Origin of the sequence: Streptomyces sp. NPDC059255 (assembly GCF_042752355.1) — a bacterium.
Taxonomy (GTDB): domain Bacteria; phylum Actinomycetota; class Actinomycetes; order Streptomycetales; family Streptomycetaceae; genus Streptomyces.
Genome location: NZ_JBHYZP010000018.1, coordinates 27,828 through 46,352 on the forward strand (window position 1 = coordinate 27,828; position 18,525 = coordinate 46,352).

At 73.3% G+C, this 18,525-nt stretch carries 14 protein-coding genes and 1 pseudogene; 5 read left to right on the forward strand and 10 right to left on the reverse strand.

Features of this window, described 5'->3' with window-relative positions; genetic code table 11:
- Position 1: 1 nt before the first annotated feature.
- Positions 2–2,002: a hypothetical protein gene (locus tag ACFXKG_RS21445; protein ID WP_384841228.1), complete on the reverse strand. Its 2,001-nt coding sequence runs from the start codon at positions 2,000–2,002 to the stop codon at positions 2–4.
- A 205-nt stretch (positions 2,003–2,207) separates the two neighbouring features.
- Here ACFXKG_RS21445 and ACFXKG_RS21450 point away from each other — a divergent pair, with 205 nt between their 5' ends.
- Positions 2,208–3,422: an amino acid deaminase/aldolase gene (locus ACFXKG_RS21450; RefSeq protein WP_384841231.1), complete on the forward strand. Its 1,215-nt coding sequence runs from the start codon at positions 2,208–2,210 to the stop codon at positions 3,420–3,422.
- Positions 3,423–3,472: 50 nt separating this feature from the next.
- Here ACFXKG_RS21450 and ACFXKG_RS21455 read toward each other — a convergent pair whose 3' ends face one another.
- From ACFXKG_RS21455 to ACFXKG_RS21475, 5 genes are read right to left on the reverse strand one after another with little or no spacing between them, the layout of a single operon-like run.
- A complete protein-coding gene (locus ACFXKG_RS21455; RefSeq protein ID WP_384841234.1) occupies positions 3,473–4,219 on the reverse strand; it encodes a hypothetical protein in 747 nt (248 codons plus the stop codon).
- A gap of 14 nt (positions 4,220–4,233) precedes the next feature.
- Positions 4,234–4,506: a DUF2510 domain-containing protein gene (locus ACFXKG_RS21460; RefSeq protein ID WP_384841551.1), complete on the reverse strand. Its 273-nt coding sequence runs from the start codon at positions 4,504–4,506 to the stop codon at positions 4,234–4,236.
- A 23-nt stretch (positions 4,507–4,529) separates the two neighbouring features.
- A complete protein-coding gene (locus ACFXKG_RS21465) occupies positions 4,530–5,393 on the reverse strand; it encodes a 3-oxoacyl-ACP reductase (RefSeq protein ID WP_384841237.1) in 864 nt (287 codons plus the stop codon).
- 5 nt (positions 5,394–5,398) lie between these two features.
- Positions 5,399–6,799 (reverse strand): aldehyde dehydrogenase family protein, encoded by a 1,401-nt coding sequence (locus tag ACFXKG_RS21470; RefSeq protein WP_384841240.1) that lies wholly within the window; start codon positions 6,797–6,799, stop codon positions 5,399–5,401.
- Positions 6,800–6,829: 30 nt separating this feature from the next.
- Positions 6,830–8,194: a glutamine synthetase family protein gene (locus ACFXKG_RS21475; protein WP_384841244.1), complete on the reverse strand. Its 1,365-nt coding sequence runs from the start codon at positions 8,192–8,194 to the stop codon at positions 6,830–6,832.
- Positions 8,195–8,281: 87 nt separating this feature from the next.
- Between ACFXKG_RS21475 and ACFXKG_RS21480 the strand changes: the two genes are divergently transcribed.
- The 3 genes and pseudogenes from ACFXKG_RS21480 to ACFXKG_RS21490 all read left to right on the forward strand — a co-directional run bounded on the left by ACFXKG_RS21480 (position 8,282) and on the right by ACFXKG_RS21490 (position 11,481).
- A complete protein-coding gene (locus ACFXKG_RS21480) occupies positions 8,282–9,031 on the forward strand; it encodes a FadR/GntR family transcriptional regulator (protein WP_384841554.1) in 750 nt (249 codons plus the stop codon).
- A 217-nt stretch (positions 9,032–9,248) separates the two neighbouring features.
- Positions 9,249–10,717: pseudogene (eat, locus tag ACFXKG_RS21485) on the forward strand (ethanolamine permease).
- Positions 10,718–10,788: 71 nt separating this feature from the next.
- Positions 10,789–11,481 carry a gamma-glutamyl-gamma-aminobutyrate hydrolase family protein gene (locus ACFXKG_RS21490; RefSeq protein WP_384841247.1) on the forward strand — a complete coding sequence of 231 codons (693 nt, stop codon included), beginning with the start codon at positions 10,789–10,791 and terminating at the stop codon, positions 11,479–11,481.
- Between the two features lie 32 nt (positions 11,482–11,513).
- Here the strand turns inward: ACFXKG_RS21490 and ACFXKG_RS21495 are convergent, their stop codons facing one another.
- On the reverse strand, positions 11,514–12,470 hold the full coding sequence (locus ACFXKG_RS21495) for a LysR family transcriptional regulator (RefSeq protein WP_384841250.1): 957 nt from the start codon (positions 12,468–12,470) through the stop codon (positions 11,514–11,516).
- Positions 12,471–12,540: 70 nt separating this feature from the next.
- On the opposite strand from ACFXKG_RS21495, the gene ACFXKG_RS21500 reads away from it, so the two are divergent.
- Complete coding sequence (locus ACFXKG_RS21500; protein ID WP_384841253.1) at positions 12,541–13,701, forward strand: TDT family transporter; 1,161 nt, start codon at positions 12,541–12,543, stop codon at positions 13,699–13,701.
- 81 nt (positions 13,702–13,782) lie between these two features.
- Here the strand turns inward: ACFXKG_RS21500 and ACFXKG_RS21505 are convergent, their stop codons facing one another.
- From ACFXKG_RS21505 to ACFXKG_RS21515, 3 genes are all read right to left on the reverse strand, one after another.
- Complete coding sequence (locus tag ACFXKG_RS21505) at positions 13,783–14,325, reverse strand: helix-turn-helix domain-containing protein (RefSeq protein ID WP_365819015.1); 543 nt, start codon at positions 14,323–14,325, stop codon at positions 13,783–13,785.
- A 165-nt stretch (positions 14,326–14,490) separates the two neighbouring features.
- Positions 14,491–17,136, reverse strand: coding sequence for an ABC transporter permease/substrate binding protein (locus ACFXKG_RS21510; RefSeq protein ID WP_384841257.1), 2,646 nt, complete (start codon positions 17,134–17,136; stop codon positions 14,491–14,493).
- Entirely contained in the window at positions 17,129–18,307 is a 1,179-nt protein-coding gene (locus ACFXKG_RS21515) for a glycine betaine/L-proline ABC transporter ATP-binding protein (protein ID WP_384841260.1), read from the reverse strand. The genes ACFXKG_RS21510 and ACFXKG_RS21515 overlap by 8 nt, the downstream gene beginning before the upstream one ends.
- Positions 18,308–18,525 lie beyond the last annotated feature (218 nt).

Genomic DNA, 18,525 nt, shown 5'->3' on the forward strand with positions numbered 1-18,525 from the left:
GTCAACGGGGAGCCGCCGTGCCGGCGCTGACTGCCTTGCGCAGCCCGCGTTCTATACGGTCCGCGACGCCTTTCGCCTCATGTCCGAGCCCGGCCTCCGCGGCCGGCGTCGTGGCGCCGCTGACCATGGCCTGGCCGGCGGGCTGCGGAGAGGTGACCGGGCGCCCGTCGGCGAAGCCGGAGACGGCGTACACGACGACGGGCACCTCGGTGAGGACGTTCACCGTCCAGCTCGCGCGCTGCGCGTCGCCGAAGTCCGCGGCGGCGGTGTCCCGGACGGGGAACGTACGGGGCATCAGGTCGGCGCGGTCGGTGAGGTCGTCCACCCGGAACCGGTTGCGCAGTGCCGCCATCGCGGCCGGGTCGCCCTGGGTGAAGACTAGTCCGACGGTGGTGACGCTGGTGGAGGTCGCGTCGACGTACGTGGCACGCACGACCCGCGTACAGCCCAGGGGGCGCAGCAGGCCCGCCAGCAGGGGGTCGAGCGCGCCGGCGCAGCCGCTGTCGGGCGCGACGCCGATCCGGGTCCACCGCCGGTCCGCGCCGCCGGGCCCGGCGCCGTCCCCCTTGAGGGTGCGCGGGAAGAGCGTGTCCACGGGGACGCTGTGCCAGAGGCCGCGCGCGACGGTGAAGTCGTCCCTGACGACCGGTTCCGCGGCCGAGTCCCCGGTCAGCCAGCTCCCGGTGACGGCGCCGCCGATGAGGCCGACCCCGAGGACCACGCAGGCCACGGCGGCGGCCGCCCGGGCCGGACGCCGTACGGGGACAGGACGCAGCCGCGCGGTGCTCTCCGAGCGCCGGCCGGCGGGCCCGGTGGCCCAGGGGAACGCCTTCGGTACGGCCGGGGCGGACGGCATCGCCGGGGGGCGCGGGGGCAGCGGCGGTACGGCCGGCACGGAGCGGGGCGGTGCATAGGAGGCGTACGAGGCGGCGGAGCCCGCGATCAGGAACGGGGTGGGGAACGGGCTGTTCGAGGCGCGGGGCCGCGGCAGGCCGGTCGGCGGTACGGGGATGCCGCCGGCCGGTGTGCCGGCCCGGCCCGCCGCGCCGCCGGGCCGGTGGGCGATCCCCTGGCCGGGCTCGTCGGCGGCCGGCTGGTAGGTCAGCGGAAGGGCCGTGCCGGGCGGCGGCCCCTGCGGGGGACGCGGGGCGGCGACGGGCTGTGGCGGCACGCGAACCACGGCAGGGGGCGCGGGCTCGACGGGCGGCGGCTCTTCGGCGGACGGAGGTCCGGTAGGGGCGACCGGCGCGGGGCGCGGAGGGTCCACCGGGGCGAAGAGCCCGGCCGACGGGGGCTCGACCGGGGCGACCGGCGCGGGACGCGGGCGCTCGGCAGGAGCGACCGGGGCGGGGTGCGGCGGTTCCACGGGGGCGACCGGGGCGGGGCGCGGGGCTGCGAAGGGTGCGTTCTCGTCCTGGCGGAGCCGGTCGGCCGTACGCGGCTCCGGGCCGCTGCCCGTCCCTGTGCCCGGAGTTGTGCTCGTACCCGGAGTTGTGCCCGTGCCCGTGATCCGGGGTTCGTCCGTCGTTGCCGGGGCGGCGGGGGCCGGGCCCGGCCCGGGAGGGGGTGTCGGCGCGGGGGCCTCGGCCGGCGGCAGTGGCTGTGGCTGCTGCTCGGCGGGCGGGACGGGGACCGCGGGCCGGCTCGGGACGGCGGCGGAGCCGCGCTCCCGGCTGAAGTACCCGCCGCCCGAGGGCCGGGGGCCGTACGGCACGAGCCCGGCGGCGGTGAACCGTACATCCCCGTACGGCAGGACCGGGGACGGCGCCCCGGTCCGCGCCCCGCCCGGGGCCGGGTTCGCGGCGGCCGGAGCCTGACCGGACACCGGAGCCTGAGCGGGAATCGGAGGCTGTGCGGGCGGCGGGGCGGCAGTGGAGCCGTCGGCCGTCGGGCGCGGTTCCGCCTCCGTCCGCTCCGGGCCACGGGCGGCCGGCTGGGCGGGGACGCGCGGGGGCGCCGTGGGGCGGGGCGGGATCGGAGCCCGTGGCGTCTCGGTGCTCATCCGACCCCCTGTGACACTGTGACACCCATGCAGACCTGATCCACCCCACACCGCTGTCGGCCGTACGGCGCAGGCCCGTTCGACGCGGCGTGTGCGTCACTCTACGGGCTGGAGAGCACCCCGCGGGAACGTCCGCGGAGGCCCGTGGTGATCTGCCCAGATCATCCCCCTACCGCGCGGTAATCCGGTCTGGCAGGCTCGGCCCATGACTCCGTCCCCGCCCCCGCGCGCCACCGACCGTGCCCGGTACGACCGGGCCACCGCCCATCTCGACGCGCCGCTCGCGATGGTCGATCTCGATGCATTCGACGCCAACGCGGACGATCTCGTCCGGCGGGCCGGCGGCAAGCCGATCCGGGTGGCGAGCAAGTCGGTGCGCTGCCGCGCCCTGCTGGAGCGGGTGCTGGGCAGGGACGGCTTCGCGGGGATCATGTCGTTCACGCTGGCGGAGTCGTTGTGGCTGGCCCGGGCGGGCTTCGACGACATCCTGCTCGCCTACCCGTCGGCCGACCGCGCGGGGTACGCGGAGCTCGCCGCGGACCCCAAACTGGCGGCGTCGGTCACGGTGATGATCGACGACCCGGCGCACCTCGATCTGATCGACGCGGCGCGCGAAGGTGGCCGGGAGGAGCTGAAGGTCTGTCTGGAACTGGACACGGCCCTGCGGCTGTTCGGCGGCCGGATCAGGGTCGGCGCCCTGCGTTCCCCGCTGAGCGAGCCGGCCCAACTGGCCGAGCTGGCCAGGTCGGTGGAGCGGCGCCCCGGCTTCCGGCTGGTCGGGCTCATGGCGTACGAGGGACATGTGGCCGGGGTGGGGGACGCCCTGGCGGGACGGCCGCTGCGCTCGCGCGCGATCCGGCTGATGCAGTCCGCCGCCCGCCGGGAGCTGGCCGAGCGGCGCGCCGCGGTGGTGCGTGCCGTCCGGGCGGTCACGCCCGGCCTGGAGTTCGTCAACGGCGGGGGGACGGGCAGCGTCCAGCACACGGCCGCCGAGGACGCGGTGACGGAGATCGCGGCGGGCTCGGGCCTCTACGTACCGCGGCTCTTCGACAACTACACCTCGTTCACGGGCCGTCCGGCGGCGCTGTTCGCCCAGCCCGTGGTGCGCAGGCCTGGCGTCGGCGTGGTGACCGTACTCGGGGGCGGCTATCCGGCCTCCGGCCCGGCGGGCGCCGACCGGCTGCCCGTGCCGTACCTTCCGGAGGGGCTGCGTTACGACCCGCAGGAGGGACCGGGCGAGGTGCAGACCCCGCTCCTGGGGGCGGCGGCCGACGACTTGCTGATCGGCGACAAGGTGTGGTTCCGGCACGCGAAGGCCGGGGAGCTGTGCGAGCGGTTCGACACACTGCGGCTGGTCGAGGGCGACCGCGTGGTGGCGTCCGTGCCCACGTACCGGGGCGAGGGCCGCACCTTCCTCTGAGCCCGGGCGTGCGGGGACAGGCCGGAACCGGCACTTCAGGGGCCGGCGCTTCAGGGGCCGATGGAGCTGCCCACTCCGCCCGAGACGTCGCCGATGGGGCGGATCCCTTCGGTGATCGTGTCCATCAGGGTGAGCGGCGGGCCGCCGGGGCCCGCGTCGAAGGCCGTTCGCACGATGACGGGTGACTCGGTGCCCACGGCCGAGGGAAAGGCGAGGGACTGGACGTAACCGCCGGGGCCGGCACCGGTGGTGACCTTCCAGCGCACCAGGTGTCCGGTACGGCCCGCGACGACGGTGGCCCGGGACAGGACCACCGTGTGGGACGTGATGTCGCGGTGGGTGCTGTAGTCGAGGTACTCGGCGTCGCCGAACGCCTCTTGGGCCGCCTTCTCGATGTCCTCCTCGGCGAGTGCCTTGGGGGAGGTCTTGTCGGTGCCGCTCGCGGTACGGGAGGAGAGCGTGCCGTGCCGGCACTCCTTGGCGGGGGCACCGGGGCAGGCGTAGGTGTCGGCGGTGTGCACCATGAGGTCGCCGCCGCTGACCGAGGTCGGGCGCTCCCAGCCGTCGGGGATCGGCAGGGTGATGCCGTTCAGCTGGTCGGTGAGGCGGGTCGGGTCCTCGCCGGGTTCCTCCTCGGGCTCCGCGCTCCCGCTCTCCTCGTCGCCTCCCGCGCTCCGTTCCGGTGGTGCGGTGGTGGGCGGCGCCGCGCTCTCCGCGGTGTGCGGTGCCGCGCCGCTGTCGTCGCCACCGGGCCGCAGCGCCACGGCGGTGACCACGGCTGCGGCGGCCAGCCCCACGGCGAGGAGGGTTATCAGCCGCTTCCGGCCACCGCCCGGCGCCGGGGCCGCCGCCGCGGGCGCCCCCCCCCCCCCGCCCGGGGGGGGGCCCGGCCGGGCGGGGGGGGGGGGGGGCGGCCGGAGCCCCCCCCCCCCCACGGAGCCGGGGCCGCCGCCGCGCACACCCGACCGCCCGGCGCGGGGGCGGCGCCGGGCGGGCGGGTGTGCGCGGTCCAGACGGTCCCGTCCCACCAGCGTTCGGTGGCCGGGACGTTCGGGTCGGGGTACCAGCCGGGCGGGGGCGTCATGGTCACCCGTCCAGCCTATGCGGCTACACAGGGGTGACGTACGCGCCCGAGATACCGCCGTCGACCAGGAAGTCGGTGGCGTTCACGAAGGACGAGTCGTCGCTGGCGAGGAAGGCGACGGCCGCCGCGATCTCCGTCGCCTCGGCGAATCGGCCCAGCGGGATGTGCACCAGCCGGCGCGCGGCCCGCTCCGGGTCCTTCGCGAACAGTTCCTGGAGCAGCGGGGTGTTGACCGGCCCGGGGCAGAGCGCGTTGACCCGGATCCCCTCCCGGGCGAACTGCACGCCCAGTTCACGGGACATGGCGAGGACGCCGCCCTTGGAGGCGGTGTACGAGATCTGGGAGGTGGCGGCGCCCATCCGGGCGACGAAGGAGGCGGTGTTGATGATGGAGCCGCGGCCCTGGCGGCGCATGTAGGGGAGGGCCGCCTTGCAGCAGAGGTAGACGGAGGTGAGGTTGACCTCCTGGACCCGCTTCCAGGCCTCCAGTCCCGTGGTGAGGATGGAGTCGTCGTCGGGCGGCGAGATGCCCGCGTTGTTGAAGGCGATGTCGACGCTGCCGTAGGTGTCGTGGGCGGCCTTGAACAGCGCCTCGACCTCCTCGGCGTCGGTGACGTCGACGCGTACGAAGATGCCGCCGACCGCCTCGGCGACGGCCTTGCCCGCGGTCTCGTCGATGTCGCCGCAGACGATGTGCGCGCCCTCGGAGGCGAGGCGGCGCGCGGTGGCGAGCCCGATGCCGCTGCCGGCTCCGGTGATGACGGCGGTACGGCCGACCAGGCGGCGGCAGACGGTCTCGGCCGCCGCGTCGGACGTGGCGCCGGCCGTGGTACCCGCCGTGGTGCCGGCCGCCGGGGCCGCCGTCGGGTCGGTGATGGGGTCGGTCATCGTGCTCAGACCTCCGTGCTGAGGAAGACGTTCTTGGTTTCGGTGAAGGCGGCGAGCGCGTCCGGGCCCAGCTCGCGGCCGATGCCGGACTGTTTGTAGCCGCCGAAGGGGGTTCCGTAGCGGACTGCGCTGTGCGAGTTGACGGAGAGATTGCCCGCGGCGACGGCGCGCGAGACCCGCAGGGCGCGGCCGACGTCCCGGGTCCAGATCGACCCGGCGAGGCCGTACTCGGTGGCGTTGGCCAGCCGGACGGCGTCGTCCTCGTCCTCGAAGGGCAGGACGACGGCGACGGGGCCGAAGACCTCCTCGGTGGCGACGGCGGAGTCCGGGGCGGCGTCGGTGAGGACGGTCGGCGGGAACCAGAAACCGGGGCCGTCGGGCGCGCTGCCCAGGATCGCGCCGGCCGTGTCCGGGACGTACGCCCGTACGCGCTCCCGCTGCGGGGCCGAGATCAGCGGCCCCATCTGGGTCTTCTCGTCGGAGGGATCACCGACGACGACGGACGCCACGGCGGAGGCGAGCAGTTCGAGGAAGCGGTCGTGGACGTCGCGCTGGACGAGGATCCGGCTGCGGGCGCAGCAGTCCTGTCCCGCGTTGTCGAGGAAGGCCATCGGGGCGGACGCGGCGGCCTGTTCGAGGTCGGAGTCGGCGAAGACGATGTTGGGGCTCTTGCCGCCGAGTTCGAGGGTCACGCGCTTCATCAGGGCGCCGCCCTTCGCCATGATCCGCCGGCCGACCCGGGTGGAGCCGGTGAAGACGATCTTGGCGACGCCGGGGTGTTCGACCAGGGCGTCGCCCGCGACGGCCCCCGCGCCGGGCAGGACCTGGAAGAGGTGTTCGGGAAGTCCCGCCTCCAGGGCGAGTTCGGCCAGTCGCAGCGCGGTGAGCGGAGTGGTCTCGGCGGGTTTGAGGAGGACGGCGTTGCCCGCGGCGAGCGCGGGGGCGGTGCCCCAGGCGGCGATCGGCATGGGGAAGTTCCAGGGGGCGATCACCCCGACCACCCCGAGCGGTTCCAGCAGGGTGATGTCGAGGCCCCCGGCCACCGGGATCTGCCGGCCGGTCAGCCGTTCCACTCCCCCGGCGCTGTAGTCCAGGAGGTCGCGGACGTTGCCCGCCTCCCAGCGGGCGTTGCCGATGGTGTGGCCCGCCTCGGTGACCTCCAGCCGGGCCAGTTCCTCGGTGTGCGCGTCGACGACGGCCGCGAAGCGGCGCAGCAGCCGGGCGCGGTCGGCGGGGGCCGCGGCGGCCCATCCGCGCTGGGCGGCGGCGGCGCGCCGTACCGCGGTGTCGACCTGGGCGACGGTGGTCGCGGCGATCTCCGCGACGGTCTCCCCGGTGGCGGGGTCGAGTACCTGGTGCACGGCGGGGTGGTGTTGCTGTTCCTGTTCCTGCACGTCGCTCCTCATCGGCGGTCGTTCCTCACAGGCAGTGGTTCCTCACAGGCGTTCGAAGGAGCGGCGGAGCTCCCAGTCGGTCACCGCGGCGTTGAAGGCGTCCACCTCGACGCGCGCCATGTTGGCGTAGTGCGCCACCACCTCCTCGCCGAAGGCGGCGTGCGCGATGGGGCTGTTCTCCCAGAGGGCTGCGGCTTCCGCGAGGGTGGTCGGGACCTGGGGGTACCCGGCCGAGTAGGCGTTCCCGGCGCAGGCCTCGGGGAGTTCGAGTTCGTTCTCGATGCCGTGGATGCCCGCCGCGACGAGTCCGGCGACGGCGAGGTGCGGGTTGACGTCGCCGCCGGGCAGCCGGTTCTCGAAGCGCAGCGAGCGGCCGTGGCCGACCACCCGCAGCGAACAGGTGCGGTTGTCGTACCCCCAGGCGACGGCGGTGGGGGCGAACGAGCCGGGCTGGAAGCGTTTGTACGCGTTGACGGTGGGCGCGTACAGGAGGGAGAAGTCGCGCAGTGCCGCGAGCTGCCCGGCCAGGAAGTGGCGCATCAGGGGGGACATGCCTCCGGGGCCGTCCCCGGCCATGGCGTTGGTGCCGCCCGCGTCCTGGAGCGAGAGGTGGATGTGGCAGGAGTTGCCCTCGCGTTCGTTGAACTTCGCCATGAAGGTGAGGGAGACGCCTTCCTGGGAGGCGATCTCCTTGGCGCCGGTCTTGTAGATGGCGTGCTGGTCGCAGGTGACGAGGGCCTCGTCGTACTTGAAGGCGATCTCGTGCTGGCCGGGGTTGCACTCGCCCTTGGCCGACTCGACGGTGAGTCCGGCGGCGGCCATCTCGTTGCGGATCCGGCGCAGCAGGGGCTCGACGCGGCCGGTGCCGAGGACGGAGTAGTCGACGTTGTACTGGTTGGCGGGGGTCAGGCCGCGGTAGCCGCTGTCCCAGGCCTCTTCGAAGGTGTCCTTGAAGACGATGAACTCCAGCTCCGTACCGACGTGCGCGGTGTAGCCGTGCCCGGCGAGGCGCTCCAGCTGGCGGCGGAGGATCTGGCGGGGCGCGGCGACGACGGGTGAGCCGTCGTGCCAGGCGAGGTCGGCGACGAGCATCGCCGTGCCCTCGTTCCAGGGGACGCGGCGCAGCGTGGTGAGGTCGGGGCGCATGGCGAAGTCGCCGTAACCGTGCTCCCAGGAGGACATCGCGTATCCGTCGACGGTGTTCATGTCCGTGTCGACGGCGAGGAGGTAGTTGCAGCCCTCGGTGCCGTGCTCCAGGACGTCGTCGAGGAAGAAGGGCGCGGCGAACCGCTTGCCCTGGAGCCGGCCCTGCATGTCGGGGAAGGCCAGGACAACTGTGTCGATCTCACCGCTCGCGACGAGTACGCGGAGTTCCTCGACGGAGAGCGGGGGTGTGCGGTCTGCCACGGGATTGTTCCTCCTTCGGTCAGCCGGAAGCCATAAGGTATTCCTGAAGACCTTTGGTTGGGAAGGGGAAACGGCGACGTGGCGAGGATGAACGAGCCGATGGACCCGCCGGACGCGGACCCGCTCGCTCCGGTGCTGCGGCCGGTGCGGGCCGGGAACGGTTTCGAGGAGGCACTGGAGCAGATCCTCCAGGTCGTCAGGCTGGGGCTGGTCGCGGCCGGGGAGCGGCTGCCCGCCGAGCGGGAGCTGGCGGAGCGGCTGGGGATCAGCCGGGTCACGCTCCGCGAGGTGCTCAAGGTCCTCCAGGACCAGGGGCTGCTGGAGAGCCGGCGCGGCCGGTACGGCGGGACCTTCGTACGCCCCCGCCCCGACGCCCCGGTGGCGGGCGCCGAGGAGGAGCTGCGGCGGCGGGTGGCGGGGACGGACATCGAGGACGTGCTGCGCTTCCGTGAGGTGCTGGAGACCGGCGCGGCGGAGCTGTGCGCGACGTACGGGCCGGCCTTCAGCACCTCGCAGGCGGAGCGGCTCCGTTCGGCGCTGGCCGCGACGCACGAGGCGCCGCTGGCGGAGTACCGCAGGCTGGACACGCTGCTCCATCTCACGCTCGCCGAGCTGGCCGGGTCCGCGACGCTGACCGCGCAGTACGCGGCGGTGCGGGCGGGGGTGAACGATCTGCTGGACTGCATCCCGCTGCTGGTACGGAATCTGGAGCACTCGCAGCGGCAGCACACCGCGCTGGTCGGGGCGGTGCTCGACGGTGACGTGGACGCGGCGCGCGAGATCGCGCGCGAGCACTGCGGCGGTACGGCGGCGCTGCTGCGGGGCTTCCTGGCCTGAGCGCCACCCGCCCCGCGAGCCGCCCCGCCCCGCACCCCGCGTGCCGCCCCGCCGCGCGAGCCGCCCGCCCCTGCCGGCCCCGCCCGCTCGCCTCGCGCGCGGCCCGGCCCGCCGTGACGCCGATCCGTAACAGCCGTTTAACGCACGGGTCTTGCGCGCGGCCGTCCCGGCGGCAATGGTATGGCCCCACACCAATACCCCGAGGCAGGAGCGGATCATGTCCGAAGGCACGGACTCGCGCACCCCACCGGCCGCCGTGGCGGACGGCACCGCTCCCCCGGAGGCCGACTACCTCCGGCGGCGCGCCCTGCGCCGCGGCAGCGCGGGCTGGCTGCTGCTCACCGGTCTGGGCGTCGCCTATGTCGTCTCCGGGGACTTCTCGGGGTGGAACATCGGCCTGTCCGAGGGCGGTTTCGGCGGGCTGGCCATCGCCACCCTGCTCATGGGCGCGATGTACGCCTGTCTGGTCTTCTCGCTCGCGGAGCTCTCCGCCATCCTGCCCACGGCGGGCGGCGGTTACGGCTTCGCCCGGCGCGCGCTCGGCACCTGGGGCGGCTTTCTCACCGGGACGGCCATTCTCATCGAGTACATCCTGGCGCCGGCCGCGATCTCCATCTTCATCGGCGAGTATGTCGAGTCCCTCCGTCTCTTCGGTCTGACGGCCGGCTGGCCGGTCTATCTGGCCTGCTTCGTGATCTTCATCGGGATCCATCTCTGGGGTGTCGGGGAGGCGCTGCGCTTCAGCCTCGTGGTGACCGCCGTCGCCGTGGCGGCGCTGCTGATCTTCGCGGTGGGCGCGTTCACCGAGTTCGACGCCGGTGGGCTCAACGACATCCCCGCCGACCCGGACGCGTTCGGCTCCAGCTCCTGGCTCCCGTACGGCGTACTGGGCATCTGGGCGGCCTCCCCTTCGGCATGTGGTTCTTCCTGGGCGTCGAGGGGGTGCCGCTCGCCGCCGAGGAGGCCAAGGACCCGGTGCGTTCGATGCCCAGGGCACTGTCGATCTCCATGGGTGTGCTCGTGCTGCTCGCCCTGCTCACCTTCTTCGCCGCGACGGGTGCCCGCGGCTCGGCGGCCATCCAGGAGGCGGGCAATCCGCTGGTGGTCGCGCTCCAGGGGGAGGGCGAGCCGACCCCGCTCGGCCGGTTCGTGAACTACGCGGGTCTCGCCGGGCTCGTGGCCTCCTTCTTCTCGCTCATCTACGCCGGGTCCCGGCAGCTCTTCGCACTCTCCCGCGCCGGATACCTGCCGCGATTCCTCTCCCTCACGAGCCGCCGCAAAGCCCCCTATCTGGGTCTCGTCATCCCCGGCGCCATCGGCTTCGCGCTCGCCGCGGGCACCGGCGACGGCGGGCGGATGCTCAACGTGGCCGTGTTCGGCGCCACCATCTCGTACGCGCTGATGGCCCTCTCGCACCTGGTGCTGCGCCGCCGGGAGCCCGGTCTGCCCCGTCCGTACCGGACCCCCGGTGGCATGCTGACCTCGGGTGTCGCCTTCGTGCTCGCGCTGTCCGCGCTGGTCGCGACGTTCCTGGTGGACAGGGACGCCGCGTTCATCGCGCTCGGCGTCTATGTCGTCGCCCTCGCCTACTTCACCTTCTACAGTCGGCACCGGCTGGTCGCGGCCGCGCCCGAGGAGGAGTTCGCGGCCCTCGCCGCCGCCGAGGCCGAGCTCGAACGCGGCTGACGGCACACCGCGCGTACGCAGACAGCCCGTACGCACACAGCCCGCGCCCGAACCACTCGTACGGAGGAACAGTGAAGCCGCTCATCGGCATCAGCAGCTATCTGGAGGAGTCCGCCGCGTGGGGCGTGTGGGAGCTGCCCGCGGCGCTGCTGCCGGCCGGCTACCACCGGCTCGTCCAGCGCGCCGGTGGTACGGCCGTGCTGCTCCCGCCGGACGACCCGGACACGGCGGCCGCCGTGGTGGCCCGGCTGGACGGGGTGGTGATCGCGGGCGGCCCCGATGTACGGCCCGCGCGGTACGGGGCGCGGACCGACCCCCGCACCGGGCCGCCCGCCCTGGAGCGGGACGCCTGGGAGCTCGCCCTGATCGAGGCGGCGCTGGCCTCCGGCACCCCGCTGCTGGGGATCTGCCGGGGCATGCAGCTCCTCAACGTGGCGCTGGGCGGGACGCTCGTCCAGCACGTGGACGGGCACACCTCCCCCGCCGTCGGCTCCTTCGGCAGCCATCCGGTGAAACCGCTGCCCGGCACCCGCTACGCCGGTCTGGTGCCGGAGGAGTCCGCCGTACCGACGTACCACCACCAGACGGTGGACCGGCTCGGCGCGGGGCTGACCGCCTCGGCGTTCGCCGCCGACGGGACCGTCGAGGCCGTGGAACTGCCGGATCCCCGGCCGGTGCTCGGGGTGCAGTGGCATCCCGAGATGGGCGAGGACACCCGCGTGATGTCCTGGCTGGTCCAGGCCGCCTCGGAGGCTGCCGACTGACCTGGGCGGATCGAAGGCCGCCCGGCGGGCTCTCAACCGGTGGACGGGTCCGGAGCGGCGCCGCGCGTCAGTGACAGCAGGTCCCGCGCGGGGCCGGCCGGGCGGGTACCGGCCGGCCAGACCGCCCGCAGGTCGCGGCGGAGCCGTACGCCCGCCACCGGCACCCGGACCAGCCTGCGCGCGGCCAGCTCCTCGCCGACCGCGAGCTCGCTCAGCACGCACGGGCCCTCCCCGCTGACCGCGGCGGCCTTCAGCGCGGTGGTGGAGGCCAGCTCCAGCAGCGGCCTGGCGGGACCGCCGTAGGCGCTCAGCCCGGCGTCCAGCACCTGGCGGGTGCCGGAGCCCGGCTCCCGCAGGATCAGCGGCGTCCCGGCCAGCTCGGCCGGGGCGAGCGGGGCGCGGCGGCGGGCCCACGGGTGCCCCGGCGCCGTGACCACCAGCAGCCGGTCGTGGCCGATGACCGCGGAGTCCAGCCCGTCGGGGGCGGCCAGGCCCTCCACGAAGCCGAGGTCCGCCTCATGGCTCAGCAGCCGCGCCGCGACCGCGACGGAGTTGCCCGCGTGCAGCGAGACGGCGGTGTCGGGGCGCGCCCGGCGCAGCGCTATCAGCCAGCGCGGCAGCAGGTACTCGGCGATCGTCATGCTGGCGGCGACGCGCAGCCGGGAGTCCCGGCGGCCGCGCAGCGCCTGCGCGCCCGCGTCGAACGCCTCGGCCGCCTCCACCACCCGCCGGGCCCAGTCGGTGACCAGGGTGCCCGCGTCGGTCAGCCGGGAGCCGCGCGGCGAGCGGTCCACCAGCGCCACCCCGAGCTGCCGCTCCATCGCCCGGATCCGGCTGCTCGCGGCGGGCTGACTGATCCCCGTCTCACGCGCGGCCCGGCCGAGGCTGCCCAGCCGGGCGACGGCAAGGAGCAGCTCCAGCGCACCGAGGTCGGGCACCCGGTGCGAGAGCGGCGCCGCGAGCGGGTCCTCGGACATAGGCGCAGACATAAACCCAGCTTATGACCTCATAGGAAGAGCGGGGCTGGTGGGGGCCGGGGCCCGGCGGGACGCTGAGCCCATGGCCGTCCTCGCACCCCCCGCCCGTCCCGACCGTTCCGTCGGCGGGCCCCCGCCCGGCGCCCGGCTCCCCGCGCTGCGCCATCTCGGGCCCAACTGGTACGCGGCGGTCATGGGCACGGCGATCGTCCCGGCCGCGGGCGCCGCCCTCCCGCTGGAGGTGCCGGGGCTCCGGGCGGTCTGGGTGGCGGTGTGGGCGCTGTCGGTGATCGCGCTCGCCGCCGTGCTGACGGCCCGCGCCGGGCACTGGCTGCACCACCGCGACCAGGCCCGCGCCCATCTCCTCGACCCGGCCGTGGCGCCGTTCCACGGCTGTCTCGCGATGGCGCTGCTGGCCGTCGGCGGCGGGACGCTCACCGTGGGCCGCGACGTGCTGGGCGAGCGGGCGGCGCTCGCCGTGGACGCGGTGCTGTTCGGCGCGGGGACGCTGCTGGGCCTCGTGATCGTGGTCGGGATCCCGTACCTGATGGTCGTACGCCACCGGCCCGCCGCCGCGGACGCGTCGCCGGTATGGCTGCTGCCGGTGGTCACCCCGATGGTCTCGGCGGCGGTCGGCCCGTCGCTGGTGCCGTACCTCCCGGCGGGCCAGGGGCGCACGGCGCTGCTCCTCGGCTGTTACGCGCTGTTCGGGCTGAGCCTGCTGGCCACGCTGATGATGCTGCCGCTGGTCTTCGCGCGGCTGGTGACGCACGGCCCGCTGCCGCTCGCGCTGACCCCGGCGCTCTGCCTGGTGCTGGGCCCGCTGGGCCAGTCGACCACCGCCGTGGGCCGGCTCGCCGATGTGGCGCCCTCGGCGGTCGGCGCCCCGTACGCGGGCGCGCTCGCCGCGTTCGCCGTGGTGTACGGGGTGCCGGTGATGGGGTTCGCGCTGCTGTGGCTGGCTCTCGCGGCGGCGCTGGTGGCGCGGGGCGCCCGGCGCGGGATGCGGTTCTCGATGACGTGGTGGGCCTTCACCTTCCCGGTCGGTACGTGTGTCACGGGCGCGGCGGGGCTGGCGCGGCACACCGGGCTCGCGGCGTTCTCGTGGCTGGCCGTGGGGCTGTTCGCGCTGCTGGTGACGGCCTGGGCGGTCGCCGGGTGGGGCACGGTGCGCGGGCTGCTGGCCGGCACGCTGCCGGGGGCGCCCCGGGTGCCCGCCCCCGAGGCCGCGCACCTCGCGTGACGGACCCGTGACGGGCCGGTGGCGGGCCTGCGAGGCTGGCCCCGGGGTCAGGGACGACGGTCAGGGCGGGTGGCCCCCGGGTCAGCGCCGGTCGAAGGTGGCGTCGACGTCCTCCGCGACGGCGACGACCAGGATGCGGGTGCCGGGCTCGGTGGCGCGCCAGCGGTGCCGTACGCCACCGGAGAGATACAGCGTGTCACCGCGCTCCAGCCGGTAGGCCCGGCCCTCCGCCTCCACCTCGGCGGCTCCGTCGGCGATGTACATGACCTCGTCGTTGCGGTGCTGGTACTCCCGGCCCGTGTCCTGCTCGCCGGTGAACTCCTTGGCGTTGAGCTGGTGCCCGCCGCGGACCACGCGCCGTACGCCGGGCCCGGGAGCCGCCCGTACGACATCGACCGTACGGGCGGAGTCGGCGGCGGCGTGGAGCTGTGCGGGGGTGGTCTCCAGGGCGTCCGCGACCCGGTCGAGCGAGCGGGTGCTCGGCCTGGCCCGTTCGTTCTCGATCTGGCTGAGGAAGGGCACGGACAGCCCGCTGCGGGCCGCGACCGCCGCCAGGGTCAGGCCGAGGGACCTGCGCCGCCTGCGGACGGCCGCGCCCACCCTGAGCGCTTCCTTGTCGTCCATGACTGGCTCCCTCCCGACCGGATCGTCATCCTCTCAGAGTTGACGGCCCTACAAGAGCTGTCCTCCATGATGCGCGCGGCAGAGACGGAACGGAAACGCCGGAAGGGCGGGTATCGCGCGGCGCGACACCCACCCTTCCGGGTCAACCTCGGTGATGACTTCCGGCTACACCGGGGCCATCTTGTCCGCGATGCCCGGATTCTGGTCCATCCAGGTCTTCACGGCTTCCTCCTCGTGGCCCGTGCCGGCCTTCTGGATCTCGTTCTCCAGACCGGCGAGCTGCTCCTCGCTCAGCTTGAAGTCCTTGAACCACTTCGTGAGCTGCGGATAGTTCCCGGTGAAGCTCTTGTGCGCGACGGTGGTGAGCCGGTCGCCGTCACCGAAGGCCTTCTTCGGGTCCTTGAGCTTGGTCAGCTCGTACTCCTTGTAGGCCCAGTGCGGGCTCCACAGCGAGACCGCGATCGGCTCCTTCTTGGCGTACGCGCGCTTCAGCTCGGCGAGCATGCCGGGCGTCGAGCTGTCGACGACCTTGTACTCGTCGCCGAGGGCGTACCCGGGCAGCACCTTCTCCTTGAGGACGTTCATCTGCTCGGTGCCGGGCTCGATGCCGACGATCCGGCCCTTGAACTGGTCACCGCGGTCCTTGAGGTCGTCCAGGGACTCGACGCCCTTGACGTACGAGGGGACGGCGACCTCACGAGTGGTGGGGCCGTACCAGGACCCGAGCTCGGTGAGGTCGTTCTTGTACTTGTCCCAGTAGCGTTTCTGCGCGTTCGGCAGCCAGGCGTCGAACTGGACGTCGATCTGGCCGCGGGACATCGCCTCGTACATCGGGCCGAGTTCGAACTGCTTCAGGTTGATCTTGTAGCCGCGCTCCTCCAGGACCGCCTTCCACAGGTAGGTGGCGGCGATGTCCTCCTCCCAGGGGAACCACGCGATGTTGACGGGGCGCTCGGTCTCGCCCGTGCCGGCCGCCGCCTTGGCCGCCGTGCCGGACATGCCCGCCTTGTCGACGGGGGTCCACTGGTCGGCGACGCCCGGGTTGGCGTCGAGCCAGGTCCGTACGGCCTCCTGCTCCTTGCCCTGGCCGGCCTTCTGGATCTCGGCCTCCAGGCTGGTGAGCTGCTCCTCGTCCATCTTGAAGTTCTTCAGCCAGGCGCCCACCTCCGGGTTCTCCTCGGAGAAGCCCTTGCGCGCCAGGGTGTGCACGCCGTCGCTCTCCGCGCCGAAGGCCTTCTTCGGGTCGGCCAGCTTGGTGAGGTCGTACGTGTTGTACGCCCAGTGCGGCGACCACAGCACCACGACGACGGGTTCCTTCTTGGCGTACGAGCGCTTCAGCTCGGCGAGCATGCCGGAGGTGGAGCCGTCGACCAGGGTGTACTCCTTGTCGAGGCCGTACGCCTTGAGGACCTTGTCCTTGAGGAGGCCCATCTCGCCCGCGCTGGGCTCGATGCCGATGATGCGGCCCTTGAAGGTGGAGCTCTTCCCCTTGAGGTCGGCCAGGGAGTTGACGCCCTTCACGTACGAGGGCACGGAGAGCTCCAGGGAGGTCTTCTCGTACCAGGCCCCCATGTCCTCCAGGTCGTCCTTGTACTTGGCCCAGTAGGAGGCGTGGGTGACCGGCAGCCAGGAGTCGGTCTGGATGTCGATCTGGCCGTTGGCCTGGCCGGTGTAGAGCGAGCCCGCCTCGTACTGCCGGGCGTCGACCTCGAAGCCGCGCCGTTCCAGCAGCTCCTTCCAGAGGAAGGTGGAGGCGATGCCCTCGTCCCAGGGGATGTACCCCATGCTGATCTTCTTGCCCTGGCCCACGTTGCTCGCGTCGTTCGAGGTGGACGACGAGGAGGAACCGCCGAAGAGGCCGATGCCGCCCGCGGCGAGCGCGAGGGCGAGCACGCCGGCGATGGCCACGACGGGCTGCGGACGGTGCTGCCAGATCTTCAGGCCGCCGCTCGCCTCCTTGGCCTTGGCCAGGATGCGGCGGCCGACCGGGGAGACCTGGAGGCTGAGCGCGCCGGTGATCCGGTCCAGGTAGACGGCGAGGATCACGACGGAGAGACCGGCCTCGAAGCCGAGGCCCACGTCGATGTTGCCGAGCGCGCGGTAGACGGCGCCACCGAGCCCGCCGCCGCCGACCATGCCGGCGATGACCACCATGGACAGGCCCAGCATGATGACCTGGTTGATGCCTGCCATGATCGTCTGGAGGGCCAGCGGCAGCTGGACCCGCAGCAGGGTGTTCCGGGGGGTGGTGCCGAACGCCTCGGCGGCCTCGACCAGTTCCGCGTCGACCTGCCGGATGCCCAGCTCGGTCATCCGGACGCCGGGCGGCAGGGCGAAGATGATCGTGGCGATGATGCCGGGCACCGCGCCGATGCCGAAGAAGACCACACCGGGGATCAGGTAGACCATGGCGGGCATGGTCTGCATCAGGTCGAGCACCGGCCGGATCAGCGAGCTGACCGTCTTGGAGCGGGCCGCCCAGATGCCGAGCGGCATCGCGATGGCCAGCACCACGATGGTCGCGACCAGCACCAGCGAGAGCGTCTCCATCGCCTCGCTCCACAGCTCCATCGAGTCGATGAGCGCGAAGCCGACGAAGGCGAGGACACCCGCGCTGAGGCTCCGCAGCCACCAGGCGAGTACGGCGAGGATCCCCGCGAGGAGCAGCGGCTGCGGCGCGGAGAGCACGGCGTTGATGGCGTCGTACAGGTGTGAGACAACCCAGCCGATCGCGTCGAACAGCCAGGCGAAGTGGTTCTGGAGGAAGTCGACAGCGTTGTCGACCCAGTCACCGAGAGGCAGCCTAGGCACCGGCGACCGCCTTGTCCGTGCCGGTGCCCTTGGCCACGGCTCCCGCGGCGGCCGTGGGCGTGTCCGCCTCGGTCCGTGCGACCGGGACGGCGGCGTCGGCGGGCGTCATCGGCTCGCCGAGGACGGCGAGCAGTCGCGCGCGCGGGACGACCCCGACGAGGGTGCCCTCGTCGTCGACGACCGCGACGGCGACCCCACTGGTGGAGCAGGGCGTGAACAGCTCGATGATCGGGGTGGACTCGGTGACCGTGGCGGGCGCGGCGTCGAGGACGTCCCGCGCGGTACGGAGTTCCTTGCCGCTGTCCGTGAGGGTGCCGAAGGCGGTATCCGGGTCGGCCATGATGGCGCTCGCGGTGAGCACCCGGGAGCGGTCGACGTCCTGGGTGAAGGAGGCGACGTAGTCGTTGGCCGGGGTGACGAGGATGTCCTCGGCGGTGCCGAGCTGGACGATCTCCCCGTCGCGCATGACCGCGATCCGGTCACCGAGGCGCATGGCCTCGTTGAGGTCGTGGGTGATGAACACGATGGTCTTCTTGAGCCGTTTCTGGAGTTCGAGGAGCTGATCCTGCATGTCGCGGCGGATCAGCGGGTCGAGCGCGCTGAAGGACTCGTCCATCAGCAGCAGATCGGCGTCGGTGGCGAGCGCGCGGGCCAGCCCGACGCGCTGCTGCATACCGCCCGACAGCTCGTCCGGCCAGGACTTCTCCCAGCCGCCCAGACCGGTCATCTCCAGGGCCTCCGCCGCGCGCTTCTCGCGCTCCGCGCGGGGCACGCCCTGCACTTCGAGTCCGTATCCGGCGTTCTCCAGCACGCTGCGGTGCGGGAAGAGCGCGAAGTGCTGGAAGACCATGCTGATCTTGGTGGAACGGACATGGCGCAGCTCGGCGGGGGGCAGGGCGGTCAGGTCCTGGCCGTCGAAGAGGACCTGGCCCGAGGTGGGCTCCAGGAGTCCGTTGAGCATGCGCAGCAGCGTGGACTTGCCGGATCCCGAGAGACCCATCACCACGAAGATCTGGCCGGGCTCGACCGAGAACGAGGCGTCGATCACCGCTGCGGTCGTACCATCGGCGCGCAGCTCTTCACGGTCCGTACCGTTCTTGAGCTTCGTCACGGCTTCGTCCGGTCGTCTGCCGAATACCTTGTACAGGTGATCGGCTTGCAGCCTGGTCACATACACCTCACGGGTTGAACGGAAAAACGGCCCGTCACCCCCGCGGGCGGGCCGTGGAGCGGGCGGATTCGGTCCGCCCACCGGGGACGATGCGTGAAATCGCCGTCCAGCTGGCTCCGTGATCGCGCCTGCCCGTCCTTACAGAAGGCAAACAATTAAGTGACCCAGGTCACATGGGATCACGGCAAATCGGCGTGAAAACCCCTTCCCCGTACAGC